The following is a 13,442-nucleotide window of genomic DNA, read 5'->3' as shown; positions in this document are numbered from 1 at the left end:
CCGTCTAGCCTTCCAGGGAAATCAGCTTTTCCTCTAGGAACTCATCGATACCGGTGAAGCCACCCTCGCGTCCAAGGCCGGACTGCTTGACACCACCGAACGGCGCCGACGGGTCCGACAGCGATCCCTTATTGACCGCAACCATGCCGGACTCCAACGCCTCTGCCGCACTAAGCGCCTTGGTCAGATTTTCACTGAACACATACGCCGCCAGACCAAAGATCGTGTCATTTGCCTGCTCAATCGCACGGTCGTCGTCCGTGAAGGTCGTCACCGCAACCACTGGACCGAAAATCTCTTCGCAGACAATATCCGCATCCTCGGGCACATCTGTCAGAACTGTGGGCTCGAAGAAGTAGCCGTCGGAAAGCGCGCCGCCGAGATCTGGAATCTTGCCGCCGCACTCGACCTTCGCACCGCGCTTGATCGCATCATCAACCAGATCACGAACCTTTTCCTGCTGATCGCGCAGCGCGAGTGGCCCAAGGTCCGTCGCAGGGTCGGTGCCCTCGCCCAACTTCAATTCCGCAAAACGCTTGACGACGCCCTCGACGAACGCATCCTTCTTGGCTTCATGAACAATAAAGCGATTCGGGGCGATGCACACCTGGCCGCCATTGCGGAGCTTGGCGTCACTGACTGCCTGCACAGCCTTTTCGACATCGCCATCAGAGAGAATGACAAACGGAGCATTTCCGCCGAGTTCAAGGGAGACTTTCATCGAGGTCTCCGCGGCCTTCGCAGCGAGCATCTGGCCAACTTCGGTGGAACCGGTGAAGGTGAACTTGCGCAGGCGGTCATCGGAAAGCAGGGCCGAAACGTTGGCTGAGTGTCCTGTTGGCAGCACGGAGATCACGCCTGCGGGGACACCGGCCTCGATAAGCAGTTTGCCCAGGTAGAGCATGGTCAGCGGAGTTTTGGACGCGGGCTTAATAATGACCGGGCAGCCGGCGGCGAGTGCCGGGGCGATCTTGCGGGCCCCCATAGCCAGCGGGAAATTCCACGGCGTAATAGCCAAAACCGGGCCGACCGGCTGCTTAATCACCGCGACGCGCGAGGTTCCGCTCGGAGAAATTCGGTAATCGCCGGAGATACGCACAGCCTCCTCAGCGAACCAACGGAAAAACTCGCCACCGTAGCCGACCTCGGCCTTGGAATCCGGCAGCGCACGGCCCATCTCCAGGGACTGCAGCTGGGCCAACTTATCTGCATCCCGACGGATGAGTTCAAATGCGCGGTAAAGAATCTCGCTGCGCTTGCGGGGCGGGGTTGCCTTCCACTCCTTCTGGGCGGCGACGGCGTCGTCAAGCGCCCGCTTCGCGTCCTCTTCAGTGGCAGAAGCGACCTTGACCAGCGGATTATCTGTGGCGGGATTAATTACGTCGAAGGTCTCGCCATTCGACGCAGGACGGAACTCACCGCCGAGGAGAAGACCCGTGGGGACGTCTTTGAGGATGTTGTCGTAATCGGGAGTGAAATCAGTCATATTTTCCAGGGTAGGTGCCTTTGCTGAAGCGGGCTAGGGGCTCGTAGGTGGCGGATGGGGCGACGCATGAGCACTGCGGACTCGAGTTGCTGGCAGATTGTGGTCACGCCTGGTCGAATCCAGCCGCCCGGCGAGAGCGCCAAAACGCAACTAGTCTGGGGATGTATAAAGTGCATTTCGTCAAAAATTACCTGGGAGCAGGAATGACTGTAGATATCACTGGAACCGAGCAGTGGGCTCAGCTGGCTAAGCGCGTGGACAACGTCCGCGGCACCTCGCTGCGTGAGCTCTTCGCAACTGAAGAAGGCCGCGCTGAGAAGCTGACTTTCGATGCGGGCACTCTCCACGTTGACCTCTCCAAGAACTTGATGTGCCTCGACGGTTTTGCCGAGCTGGTTGAGCTCGCTCGTGCAGCTGGAATCGAAGAAGCACGCGAGAAGATGTTCCGCGGTGACAAGATCAACACCACTGAAAACCGCTCCGTGCTGCACACAGCGCTGCGCCTGCCAGCAGAGGAAAATCTGACCGTCGGCGACCAGGATGTCGCTGCCGACGTGCATGAGGTGCTCGGCCGCATGCGCGATTTCGCTCGCAGCCTCCGCAGTGGAGACTGGCTGGGATACACGGGTCACACTATTAAGACTGTGGTGAACATCGGCATCGGTGGCTCCGACTTGGGCCCGGCAATGGTGACCAAGGCGCTGCGCACCTACGCCACTGCCGGCATTGATGCCCGCTTTGTCTCTAATGTTGACCCATCTGACCTGCAGGCGGTTCTGGATGAGGTCGATCCGGAGTCCACGCTGTTTATTGTCGCTTCCAAGACCTTCACCACGCAGGAGACGCTCTCCAACGCTCACGCAGCTCGCCGCTGGCTTATCCAGCAACTGGGTAGCGAAGAAGCCGTCGCCAAGCACTTCGTTGCCGTTTCCACGAATGCCGAAAAGGTCGCCGAATTCGGCATCGACACTGAGAACATGTTTGGCTTCTGGGACTGGGTCGGCGGCCGCTACTCCGTCGACTCCGCCATCGGCCTGTCCATCATGGCAGTCGTTGGCCCGATGGACTTCATGCGCTTCCTGCAGGGCTTCCGAGCAATGGATGAGCACTTCCTCAACGCTCCGCTGGAGCAGAACGTGCCGGTACTGATGGGCATGCTGAATGTCTGGTACTCAAACTTCCTCGACGCCCAGTCGCATGCCGTACTGCCCTACTCCGAGGATCTCTCTCGCTTCCCGGCGTACCTTCAGCAGCTCACCATGGAATCGAACGGTAAGTCCGTGCGTACCGACGGCAAGAGGGTGGACTACAACACCGGAGAAATCTTCTGGGGTGAGCCGGGAACGAACGGCCAGCACGCTTTCTTCCAGCTTCTTCACCAGGGAACTCGCCTGGTTCCGGCTGACTTCATCGGCTTTGCCCGCCCACGCCAGGATCTGCCGACGGCATCTGGCGAAGGTTCCATGCACGACCTGCTGATGAGTAACTTCTTCGCACAGACCAAGGTGCTGGCCTTCGGTAAGACCGCAGAAGAAATTCGCGCAGAGGGCATTGCAGAGGAGCTCGTGGAGCACAAGGTCATGCCGGGTAACCGTCCGACTACGACCATCATGGCTGAGGAACTGACCCCGGACGCTGTCGGTGCGCTGATTGCACTTTACGAGCACATTACTTTTGTCGAGGGCATTGTCTGGGGCCTGAACTCCTTCGACCAGTGGGGCGTCGAGCTGGGCAAGCAGCAGGCTGGTGACCTGTTGCCTGCAGTTACCGGTGAAGTGGCGCCTGATTCTGGCGACGCTTCTACCGATGCGCTGCTGACGTGGTACCGCGACAAGCGCTAACGTCTTCTGGCCAATTGGCCTAGATAGCTAAGAGTCCGCCTTCGGCTTGAACTGATTCTCGCTGCGGGCGGACTTTTGTTATTTATATGACCATTCGGTTGCGGTGAGGATGGGGCGCGGCATCCCGTCGTAAAGCGGGGTCGGGAAAAAGCGAATAGTATCTAAGTCATGTCTGCCTACATTGAAGATGATGTTCTTGCCTATCGACTTGCCGTGGGCGCCAGTGAAATTCTCAAGGGTGTCCGCAACGTAGGCCTGCTGCGTGGCCGCATTCTGGGAGATGCCGGCGACGCACTGGCACAGGAGTGGATTGCCCGCGTACTAGAGCAGCACCGTCCGGACGACGGACTGCTGTCGGAGGAAGCCGCGGATAACCGTGAGCGCCTGGACTCAAAGCGGGTGTGGATTATTGACCCACTCGATGGCACGCGTGAGTTCGCTTCGGGGCGCCAGGACTGGGCAGTTCATGTCGCTCTAGTAGAGGACGGTCAGCCGACCCACGCTGCTGTTGGTCTGCCGGATCACGGCCAGGTTTTCCACACGGGTGAGGCCAAGGCTGTGCAGGGGCCGCGTGCGGGCAAGATTGTCGTATCGCGTACTCGCCCACCGGCTGTGGCGAAGTACGTCGCTGACAAGCTAGGCATGGAGCTGGTGGAGATGGGCTCCGCTGGTGCGAAGGCAATGCACGTGCTGCTCGGTGACTACGACGCCTACATCCACGACGGTGGTCAGTACGAGTGGGACTCGGCAGCGCCGGTTGGTGTCGCTAAGTCCGCAGGGCTTTTTGTCAGCCGCCTAGACGGCTCCGCGCCGACCTACAATAATGTCGATACTTTCCTGCCGGATATGCTGTTCTGCCGACCGGACCTGTCGGAGGAGATTCTGGCACTGGTGAAGGAATTCAAGGATCAAGAGCAGAAGTAGGTAAGCTAGGGCGGCTATGACCGACTCCACTGACATCACGACACAGGCTCATCAGGGCATTAAGACTCCGTACGAGGATTTGCTGCGCGAAATTCTCGCTGACGGAGCAGCTAAATCAGACCGCACTGGCACGGGCACTCGCTCAGTGTTCGGCCGCCAGCTGCGCTTTGATCTGAGCGAGGGCTTCCCACTGATCACCACTAAGAAGGTGCACCTGAAGTCCATCGTGTACGAGCTGTTGTGGTTCCTCCGCGGCGATTCAAACGTCCGGTGGCTCCAGGATCATGGGGTGACTATTTGGGACGAGTGGGCAGACGACAACGGCGACCTCGGTCCGGTCTATGGCGTGCAGTGGCGCTCTTGGCCCACTCCAGATGGGCACCACATCGATCAGATCGCACAAGCGCTGGAGACTCTGAAGTCCAACCCGGATAGCCGCCGCAACATCGTCAGCGCCTGGAATGTCTCCGAGATTTCCAATATGGCGCTGCCGCCGTGCCATCTGCTGTTCCAGTTCTACGTCGCAGATGGCAAGCTCAGCTGCCAGCTCTACCAGCGCAGCGCGGACATGTTCCTGGGCGTGCCGTTTAACATTGCTTCCTATGCACTGTTGACGCACATGATGGCGCAGCAGGCGGGCTTGGATGTTGGTGAGTTCATCTGGACCGGTGGTGATTGCCACATCTACGACAACCACATTGAACAGTGCGAACTGCAGGTCTCCCGTGAGCCGCGCCCCTACCCCACGCTGAAGCTTCGGAAGGCCGACAGCATTTTCGACTACGCTTACGAGGACATTGAGGTCATCGGCTACGACCCGCATCCTCTGATTCGCGGTCAGGTGGCTGTCTAAGTCAGCGAAAGGTGAGTGTCGACATGAACGAGTCCACCGCTTCCACCAGCGCAAGACCCCCGTTTGTAGGGATGATCTGGGCGCAGTCTCGAGCCGGCATTATCGGCGACGGTGCGACTATGCCCTGGCATCTGCCTGAAGATCTTCAGCATTTCAAAACAACGACGATGGGCGCACCGGTCATCATGGGGCGTCGCACGTGGGACTCGCTGAATCCCAAGTTCCGACCACTCCCCGGTCGTCGAAACATCGTCCTTTCACGCTCCGTGTCCGATTTCCCCGGCGCCGAGTCCGCAACCAGCCTCGAAGCCGCGCTCGCAGCCGTCGCCGACGAACCTGCAGCGTGGGTAATCGGAGGCGGGCGCGTCTATCGTGACGCACTTTCGCTTGCCGACGAATGCGTGGTCACCGACATTGATACTGATGTCAGCGTCCCGGTACCGGTCATGGCTCCCGACCTCTACGACTGGGTTCGCGTCGAGGATGGTCCGTGGCAGACGTCAACGACCGGCCTACGCTACCGCTTCTGCACGTGGCGGCGGCTAGAGGATTAGATTCTTTGGCAATTCGTTATCCGCGGCATACCGATGGAATATCGGCCTTGGTCCGCGCGTTGAACGAAGCATGACTGATGTGAAGACTCCACAGACCACCGAACACGTGACCATTTACGCTGCGTCCTGGTGCCCTTTCTGCCAGAACCTCATTGCTGGCCTGAAAGAAAACGGCACTCCGTTTGAGGCTTGGGATGTCGAAAAGCACGACGACCTTTCGAAGTGGGTTGAGTCCGTCAACGACGGCAACCGCGTTGTTCCGACCGTGCTGTACTCCGATGGCGAGCACGCCACGAATCCGCCGGTTGAGGAAGTCACCGCTAAGTACGCTGAACTCTCCAACAAGTAGTTAAAAGCTAAGTAAGCAAAAAGCCGAACCCCACTTTCGGGTTCGGCTTTTTACGTTCACGCGCGACCGGTCATGCTGCCAGTCGCGATACCAGCATTAGTCCAGATCGTCGTGTGCCATCAGCTGACGAGCAGCCTCAGTAATCGAGCCAGACAGTGACGGGTAGACGGAGAAGGAGCTTGCCAGGTCATCGACGGTGAGCTGGTTGGAAACACACACCGCAATTGGCAGAATCAGCTCCGAGGCAGTCGGAGCGACCACCACACCACCGATAATCATGCCGGAGTTCTTACGGCAGAACAGCTTGACAAAACCGTGGCGCAGCGAGCGCATCTTCGCACGCGGGTTACCTGCCAGTGGGAAAACCTCAACGCGAGCGGAGACCTCACCGGACTCAATCTGAGCCTGGGAAACACCGACAGTCGCAATCTCTGGGCGGGTGAACACTGCCGACGAAACGGTGCGCAGGCGAATCGGAGATACGCCTTCACCGAGGGCGTGGTACATCGCAATACGGCCCTGCATAGCTGCAACGGAAGCCAGCGGGAACAAGTCGGTGCAGTCACCGGCAGCGTAGATACCCGGCACGTTGGTACGGGAAACACGGTCGACGTGAATATGGCCAGAAGGAGTCAGTTTTACGCCACTTGCTTCCAGGCCCATATCCGCGGTGTTCGGAATCGAACCGACGGTCATCAACGCGTGGGAACCGAAGACCTCACGGCCGTCGGAAGTGACGACGCGAACGCCGCCGTCCTCCGTGCGTTCGACAAGATCACAGCGGGCGTTCTTAACAACGTCCACACCGCGCTCCAGTAGGACTTCCTCTAGGGCATCTGCAGCGTCGGCATCCTCGTGCGGCAGGATACGATCACGCGAGGCGACCATGGTGACCTTCACACCCAGCTCGGTGAACGAGGATACGAACTCAGCACCAGTCACACCGGAACCGACCACAATGAGGTGCTCCGGCAGCTCCTCCAGTTCGTAGACCTGACGCCAGGTCAGAATACGGTCACCATCAGGAATCGCACCCGGCAGAATGCGCGGGGACGCACCGGTGCTGACCAGCACCAGGTCGGCTTCAAGAGTGACCTCGCCGCCCTCGAGCAAGTCGACGGTGACGTAGTGAGTTACACGGCCCGGGTCGTGGTCATCGAGGCGACCGCGGCCCTGCAGCATCTTGATGCCCTCACGCTCCATCTGCGCGCGAACATCGTCGGACTGCTGCTGAGCCAGGCGCTTAACGCGCTCGTTGACCGCAGTGAAGTCGATTTTGCGCTGGGAAAAGTCCGGACGCAGACCCATCTCGTCCGCACGACGCATATCGGTACGAACGCCCGTCGCCGCGATGAAGGCCTTAGAGGGAACGCAATCCCACAGGACGGAAGAACCGCCCATCCCGGCATCCTCAACCACAGTGACTTCAGCACCGTACTTGGCGCCAACCAGCGCTGCTTCGTAGCCGGCTGGGCCGCCGCCAATGATTACGATCCTCTGTGCCACAAATCCTCCAAAGTTGCCGTGGATATCACAATGTAACTACCGCGGGAGGCATTTTCCCCGCTTTGCCCCCATAGTCTAACGGACAGTCATGGTTGACTGCGCGCCGTCCTCATAGCGAGCAACAATGCCAGCGAAGAGTTTCACACCAACGCCCAGGCAACGCTCGTCCACGATTAGGTCATCTCGGTGCAAATCGTGCTTGTCGCCGCGGCCGGACCAGCAGCCCAAGCGGGCCATCGCGCCCGGGACGTGCTCGAGATACCAACCGAAGTCCTCGCCACCGGACGACTGTGGGGCCTGAATGACAGCATTCTCGTCCACTCGTCGCACTGCTTCCGCAATCAGGGCGGTGCAGTATTCGTCGTTAAGCACAGGCGGCACGCCACGCTCGTAATTGATGGTGCACTCTGCGCCGGTCGGGGCGAGGACTTGTTCAATGAGTTCGCGAACCAGTGGATCGATGTCGCGCCAGGTCTTGATGTCCGCGGTGCGCAGGGTGCCGCTGACGCTGCCTTCCGACGGAATCGCGTTGTGTGCATACCCGGAGTGAACGGAGCCGAACGTGAGCACGGTGCCAGTGCGTGGGTCGACGCGTCGTGACAGCAAGCCGGGCAAATCGACAATCAATTTGCCCAGCGCATAGACAACATCGGCTGTCATCTGCGGACGGGAAGTATGCCCGCCCGGGCCATGCACCTGAATCTCCAACGTGTCGGCCGCAGAGGTGATGGCACCTGTTCGAACGCCGACGTGACCGACGCGCAGCTTCGGCTCACAGTGGACGGCAAAAATACGCTCAACGCCATTGAGCGCACCGGCAGCGATAACCTCGGGTGCACCGCCAACCATGACCTCCTCGGCGGGTTGGAAAATGAAACGCAGCGGCGTCGGCAACGTGTGCTTCTCGTGGTACTCAGCCATAGCCAGAGCCGTCGCGAGCGTAATCGTGGTGTGAAAATCATGCCCGCAGGCGTGCATGACGCCATCGTTGGTGCTGGCAAACTCCAGCCCCGTGGTCTCTGTAATTGGAAGCGCGTCTATATCGCCGCGGAAAGCGAGACGTCCCGGGAGTTCACCTCCGGCTTCGCTACCGGCGAGTTCGTCTTCACCAATGTCGACCATCAGGCCGGTGTTGGGAAACAGCACTGGTTTCAGCCCTGCAGCACGCAGCTTCTCCTCCACAAAAGCCGTGGTGGCGTGCTCCATGTGAGATAGCTCTGGGTGCGCATGAAGATGCCGCCGCCACTCGAGAATCTCGTTCGCGTGCTCGGCCCACCAGTGCTTAATAAACTCCTCAATCACAACTCTCCAGTGTAAGCGCTCCACCGACAGACCGTAACAAGAGGCCTACCGACGACTGCGCCAGCGACAGCAGTGGCCGGCAAGCGCTTGAATGTCGGCGCCAGACGTACGCATGACCAGGAGTCACTTCTTTAACTTTGACCTCTTCAATTATCAGATGTTTCACATTTTGAGGAAGTCTGCGATGATAATAGGCATGTCCGGCAATGGCACACCTAAGTCTCTCAGCATCCCCATCATCATCGTGGCCACCGCACTCGTGGTCGTCATCGGCATCGCCATCGGCCTGTCGCTGAACAATAGTGATGAGCCCCAGCGTCCGGAGGTCCCCTCCTCCTCGCAGCCGACGTCGCCCAGTTCGACACCGCCGTCCTCGACGAGTTCGACTTCTACGAGCAAGACGACCACCACGACCACAACTACGTCGAAGTCCTCCGAGACGTCGTCAAGCACGCCGAGCACTTCGACATCGTCCTCGTCGTCGACGCCGAGCACCACGTCTTCGCCATCCACGACGACGAGCTCAGAGCCGACATCAGCTCCGGAGGGGCAGGACTTCGGCACTGGCCGCTCCGACCTAGACGGCCTGGGCTTCGTGGGCAGCTCCGCACGCTGCGACAACGGTGACCGCGCCTTTGCTGTTATCGCCGCTGAACAGGGAATTAAGGCTGCTGCTTGTGAGACGCGCTCCGGCGAGAAGTACTACCGCTCGGATACACCACAGGGTTCCGGATCGATGGACATCATCGTCGATGAGGGCGACCGCGTTGTTGCACAAAACGGCTCGTACAAGTACCAGATGTCCCCCGACGGAGTTCTTGTGACCAAGGACAACGAGGTCGTCAAGAAGTACGCGGCAGAAGCCTGGGGAACTGCCTAAGAGATCAATTTAAAGATCAATGTTGCGGGGACCGTAGAGGCGGTCGCCCGCATCTCCCAACCCCGGCACGATGTAGGCATCCTCGTTGAGATCCGGGTCCACCACAGTGGTGACAAGACGCACCGGGAAACCGGATTCCTTCAAGGCGTCGACACCCTGCTGTGCAGAAATGATGCACACGGCCGTGATGTTGTCCGCTCCGCGATCCGCCAACAGCTTCAGGGCATGCAGCAGTGAACCGCCGGTTGCCAGCATCGGGTCGACCAGGAAGACAGTGCGCCCGGACAGATCCTCCGGCAGCGCCTCGAGGTACGGCACCGGCTCATGAGTTTCCTCATTACGAGCCAAGCCAATAAAGCCCACCTGCGCATCCGGAATCATCGACAGCGACGGATCGATCATGCCAAGCCCCGCACGAATGACGGGAACAATAATCGGCGGATCCTGCAGACGGTAACCCGGCGCGGTAGTGATTGGGGTCTGAACATCGAAGTTATCGACGGGCAGCTCCCGGCTTGCCTCGTAAATCAGCATTGCGCCCAGATCGGCGAGTGCCGCACGGAAGCCCGCGTTATCAGTGCGCGCGTCGCGCAGAATGGTCAAACGTGACTGTGCCAAGGGATGGTTGACAACGGTAATCTCCATGCCTTCCAAAATACATTGCTTTGCTTTTGCCGCTCTGGTGCCGGCATCGCAAGTTTCTGAAAACGCGTTCCCAAAAAAGATGGAACCGAATCGGCCTTTTTCGCGCCTAACAATACGAGGGCTTTTTACTGCGCCCCATTTGCGTAAGCCCGCTTACTACCAAACCACTTGCCGCTCAGCCGCCGTCCGAACCCCGCTAGCCGTTCAGCCACAGCACTGAGTGTTGAACCACACGCGAATTTCCTAGAGAGGCCGTCAACATTGTCCCGTCCATCACCACACAGTTCCCACAGCCAATCTTTTCTCTCTCCGACCACTAGCGGGAATGACTCAGTCTTTACGCTGGTGCCAGAGCTGATTTCTGCCGATGCCACGCGCCTTGACGCGTTGTCGCAGCAGGTCAGCGGCGCTGACTTGGGCATCAGCGCACTGCTCTCGCTTGGCGACGTCCCGTTTGCTGGGCCCTTCTGTCACGCTGCAGCCACTGCTCTACAGCACCAACACGAGCATGTAGCTGAGCTGAATGAGTACGGCACCAGCGCTGCTCGTGCACTGAACGCTCTTGTCTCTGCGGTGTCCACTGCTGAAGATGCCGGCGCATATGCGCTGCAGTCCATCTCACCGAAAATGGGAGCCGTTGCAACTCGCGGAATGGGCGGTGCGTGATGCTTCCCACCAATCTACTTACGGAGGTCCCCACCGCGATTGCACAACAGCTAAGTCCTGCCATCGCACCCGCACTGGCAGGACTTGCTGGGGCCGCAATACCCGCCGCGAGTACCGCCTGGCGCTCAGTGGCAGATTCCGTTGACCGCAACTGGGGCGATGGTGCTGGTTCCGGAGCAGGGGCCGCGGGAACAAGTCTCAAACGGGCTGCAAATGCGGCAGCCGACTTGGAAACTCGCGCCGGAACCATTGACAGTGACATTGCCAAGGGGCTGGCCGCAGTAATGTCAGCGGCCACTGATTTGGCCCGGATTGCCATGGATTTTGTCACTTCCGCCATGGGCTCGTTGACTGCGACGGCTGCGGGGCCCGCTGGTCTCGCCGCGACCGGCGCCAGCCTAGCCTCAGCGGCCAGTTCCGCGATCTCCCAGGCCATTGCGCGGCTCATGAAACTCGAGCAAGAACTGCGACCTCTGGTGCAGTCGCTGATACAGCAAGCGAGTACCGCGGTGGACACCCCTACCCCACCTCACTCGGCACAGTTGGAGGCCCCAGGTATCACTCAAGCCGCCCTCGCTTCTACGTCTACGAACACCCCAGGTTCGGCTAGCGCTACCGACGCTGCAGATGGTTCGGAGGCGTCGTCCGATTCGGGCAGCGCGCCGGTACCTGCGGATGCTGGAGCTGGCGCGCCCACACCAGAGGCCCAAGCTGCGGTGAAGGCTGCACTCAGTGCCGTCGGAACGCCCTATGGTTGGGGCGGAAATACTCCGGGGCAGGCGCTCGATTGTTCAGGCTTAACGCACTGGGCCTACGGGCAAGCTGGTGTTGATATTCCCCGCACGGCAGAAGCACAGGCCGTCGGCAGACAGGTGAGCCAGGATGAACTGCTACCTGGCGATCTTGCAGTGTGGGACGGCCATGTCGCCATGGTTATCGGTGACGGAAAGATGGTCGAAGCGGGCGATCCGGTGCAGGTAAACCCCGTGCGTACGACCAACATCGGCATGCCGTTTAAGGGGTTCTACCGTCCGACCGGATAGTGCGGTGGGTATCTGCGTCGTAAAACTTCTAAGATAGGAATACGCAAACTTGCCACCCGTGGGGGCGCTGCAGGTATGACAATTTTTGAGTTTTAATAATCACCGACAAGCAGAAGGGCTGCGACGAAAACTATGGCCAGGAAAGGCATCGTTCCTATCGAACTCGAGCTGACCTCGGGCACCTTTTACACGTTGTGGGCTCCAAGCTGGCGTGAGGGTGGCTCCGAGTGGCAGGCTCTGCTCGGCCGCGGTGATGACATCTATTTGTTCTCATCGGCGGCAAAGCTCCTGGCTTTCCTACAGTCGGATGCTCCTCACGACTTCACGCAGCACCCCAGCTGGCGCAACTTCAACCAGCAGCTACCGGGAGCTGCCATCGCGGCGCCACGCCACCGCTATGACCTGATTGGGCTGCCAGAGATTCTGGCCGGCCGGGCCGACTACGACCATGTTTCGCGCGCTGATCGCATTCTTGCCATCACTCGCTCGATTGGTGCGATCGCGGATCTCACTCCGATCAACCAGATGTTCGCCTCTCACTCTGTCCTGGCTGCCACGCAAAATGGTGCTGATCACTTCCAGGGCAGTGGCGCCGCTCAGTGGTCGGCTATCGGTAATGTCATCTTGACCAACTGGGACAATTGCATTGACGCTATCGACGCCATCGGCGCAAATACTCCGAGCATCGATGAAGAGTCTGAAACCGCTGCTGCAGCCGCATTAAAGGAGGCGGAGGCCGCGGAGCGTGAGCGTCGTGAAGCGGCGGAGAAGAAGCGCGAAGAGGAAAAGAAGTCCGCAGAGGAGACCGCCGGCGATCCGTACGATCAGACGGTGTGGGCCAACGCTGGCATCGACCCGATCAAGATCTCCATCGCTGGCCGCACGCTCTACACCTTGCGTTGTTACATGGGACGTCGCCCGCTATTCCTGGGCAGCGCCGGTGAGATTCACACGTTCTCACAGCCCCGCACGATGGTGCGTTGGCTGCTGGAGCACAAGCATCACGACATGTCGGCGCTGACGACGTGGGATGAAATCATCACCGCGGCCAACGCAGGTGAACTGGAGGCCGTAGTGCACGAGGACAATGAGTACTCGTTTACCGGTCTGGCCGAGGACATTGAAAAGGGCCCGAACGCCGTGGACACCGCCCAGCTCGCCCGCGCGTACGAGCTACTCGCAGACGCCGCTGACTGGGCTGGAGATGATGCCGTGAACGAGGTACTGGCGGGCAACCAGCAGCTGCAGTGGCTGCTGAACTTCCTGCTGGACACCGGAGAAATGTCCGAGCCAGTTCCGCCTTACGACGATGAGGCCGAGGGCTGGAGGCAGCTGGAGAAGGACTTGGCCGCTCGGTTCACGACCAAGATCTAGCTCCTCCCAGCAAAGCTGG

At 59.7% G+C, this 13,442-nt stretch carries 13 protein-coding genes; 9 read left to right on the top strand and 4 right to left on the bottom strand.

Features of this window, described 5'->3' with window-relative positions:
- Nucleotides 1-4 precede the first annotated feature (4 nt).
- A complete protein-coding gene (locus CHU70_RS06655; protein ID WP_076771674.1) occupies nucleotides 5-1,486 on the bottom strand; it encodes an NAD-dependent succinate-semialdehyde dehydrogenase in 1,482 nt (493 codons plus the stop codon).
- Between the two features lie 203 nt (nucleotides 1,487-1,689).
- Between CHU70_RS06655 and pgi the strand changes: the two genes are divergently transcribed.
- From pgi to CHU70_RS06630, 5 genes are all read left to right on the top strand, one after another.
- Entirely contained in the window at nucleotides 1,690-3,327 is a 1,638-nt protein-coding gene (gene pgi, locus CHU70_RS06650) for a glucose-6-phosphate isomerase (RefSeq protein WP_147719161.1), read from the top strand.
- A gap of 168 nt (nucleotides 3,328-3,495) precedes the next feature.
- A complete protein-coding gene (locus tag CHU70_RS06645) occupies nucleotides 3,496-4,251 on the top strand; it encodes a 3'(2'),5'-bisphosphate nucleotidase CysQ (RefSeq protein WP_049190299.1) in 756 nt (251 codons plus the stop codon).
- 16 nt (nucleotides 4,252-4,267) lie between these two features.
- A complete protein-coding gene (locus CHU70_RS06640; protein WP_049190301.1) occupies nucleotides 4,268-5,104 on the top strand; it encodes a thymidylate synthase in 837 nt (278 codons plus the stop codon).
- A gap of 23 nt (nucleotides 5,105-5,127) precedes the next feature.
- A complete protein-coding gene (locus tag CHU70_RS06635; RefSeq protein WP_049190304.1) occupies nucleotides 5,128-5,658 on the top strand; it encodes a dihydrofolate reductase in 531 nt (176 codons plus the stop codon).
- 70 nt (nucleotides 5,659-5,728) lie between these two features.
- A complete protein-coding gene (locus CHU70_RS06630; RefSeq protein WP_147739788.1) occupies nucleotides 5,729-6,007 on the top strand; it encodes a mycoredoxin in 279 nt (92 codons plus the stop codon).
- A gap of 96 nt (nucleotides 6,008-6,103) precedes the next feature.
- Here the strand turns inward: CHU70_RS06630 and CHU70_RS06625 are convergent, their stop codons facing one another.
- Nucleotides 6,104-7,513 (bottom strand): NAD(P)H-quinone dehydrogenase, encoded by a 1,410-nt coding sequence (locus CHU70_RS06625; protein ID WP_016422155.1) that lies wholly within the window; start codon nucleotides 7,511-7,513, stop codon nucleotides 6,104-6,106.
- A 75-nt stretch (nucleotides 7,514-7,588) separates the two neighbouring features.
- Nucleotides 7,589-8,815, bottom strand: coding sequence for a M20 family metallopeptidase (locus tag CHU70_RS06620; RefSeq protein WP_049171968.1), 1,227 nt, complete (start codon nucleotides 8,813-8,815; stop codon nucleotides 7,589-7,591).
- Between the two features lie 196 nt (nucleotides 8,816-9,011).
- On the opposite strand from CHU70_RS06620, the gene CHU70_RS06615 reads away from it, so the two are divergent.
- Nucleotides 9,012-9,695 (top strand): hypothetical protein, encoded by a 684-nt coding sequence (locus tag CHU70_RS06615; protein WP_141744775.1) that lies wholly within the window; start codon nucleotides 9,012-9,014, stop codon nucleotides 9,693-9,695.
- Nucleotides 9,696-9,704: 9 nt separating this feature from the next.
- Here CHU70_RS06615 and upp read toward each other — a convergent pair whose 3' ends face one another.
- Nucleotides 9,705-10,340 (bottom strand): uracil phosphoribosyltransferase, encoded by a 636-nt coding sequence (gene upp / locus CHU70_RS06610; RefSeq protein WP_049171962.1) that lies wholly within the window; start codon nucleotides 10,338-10,340, stop codon nucleotides 9,705-9,707.
- 345 nt (nucleotides 10,341-10,685) lie between these two features.
- Between upp and CHU70_RS06605 the strand changes: the two genes are divergently transcribed.
- From CHU70_RS06605 to CHU70_RS06595, 3 genes are all read left to right on the top strand, one after another.
- Nucleotides 10,686-11,006, top strand: a complete 321-nt coding sequence (locus tag CHU70_RS06605; protein WP_016422151.1) for a hypothetical protein — start codon at nucleotides 10,686-10,688, stop codon at nucleotides 11,004-11,006.
- 128 nt (nucleotides 11,007-11,134) lie between these two features.
- Nucleotides 11,135-12,049, top strand: coding sequence for a C40 family peptidase (locus CHU70_RS06600; protein WP_224783752.1), 915 nt, complete (start codon nucleotides 11,135-11,137; stop codon nucleotides 12,047-12,049).
- Nucleotides 12,050-12,181: 132 nt separating this feature from the next.
- Nucleotides 12,182-13,423 (top strand): hypothetical protein, encoded by a 1,242-nt coding sequence (locus CHU70_RS06595; RefSeq protein WP_016422149.1) that lies wholly within the window; start codon nucleotides 12,182-12,184, stop codon nucleotides 13,421-13,423.
- Nucleotides 13,424-13,442 lie beyond the last annotated feature (19 nt).

Source organism: Corynebacterium sp. LK10, from assembly GCF_008042455.1.
Taxonomy (GTDB): Bacteria; Actinomycetota; Actinomycetes; order Mycobacteriales; family Mycobacteriaceae; genus Corynebacterium; species Corynebacterium jeikeium_D.
Note: the sequence above shows the minus strand (reverse complement) of the source record. Positions and strands in the feature narration are given on the sequence as shown.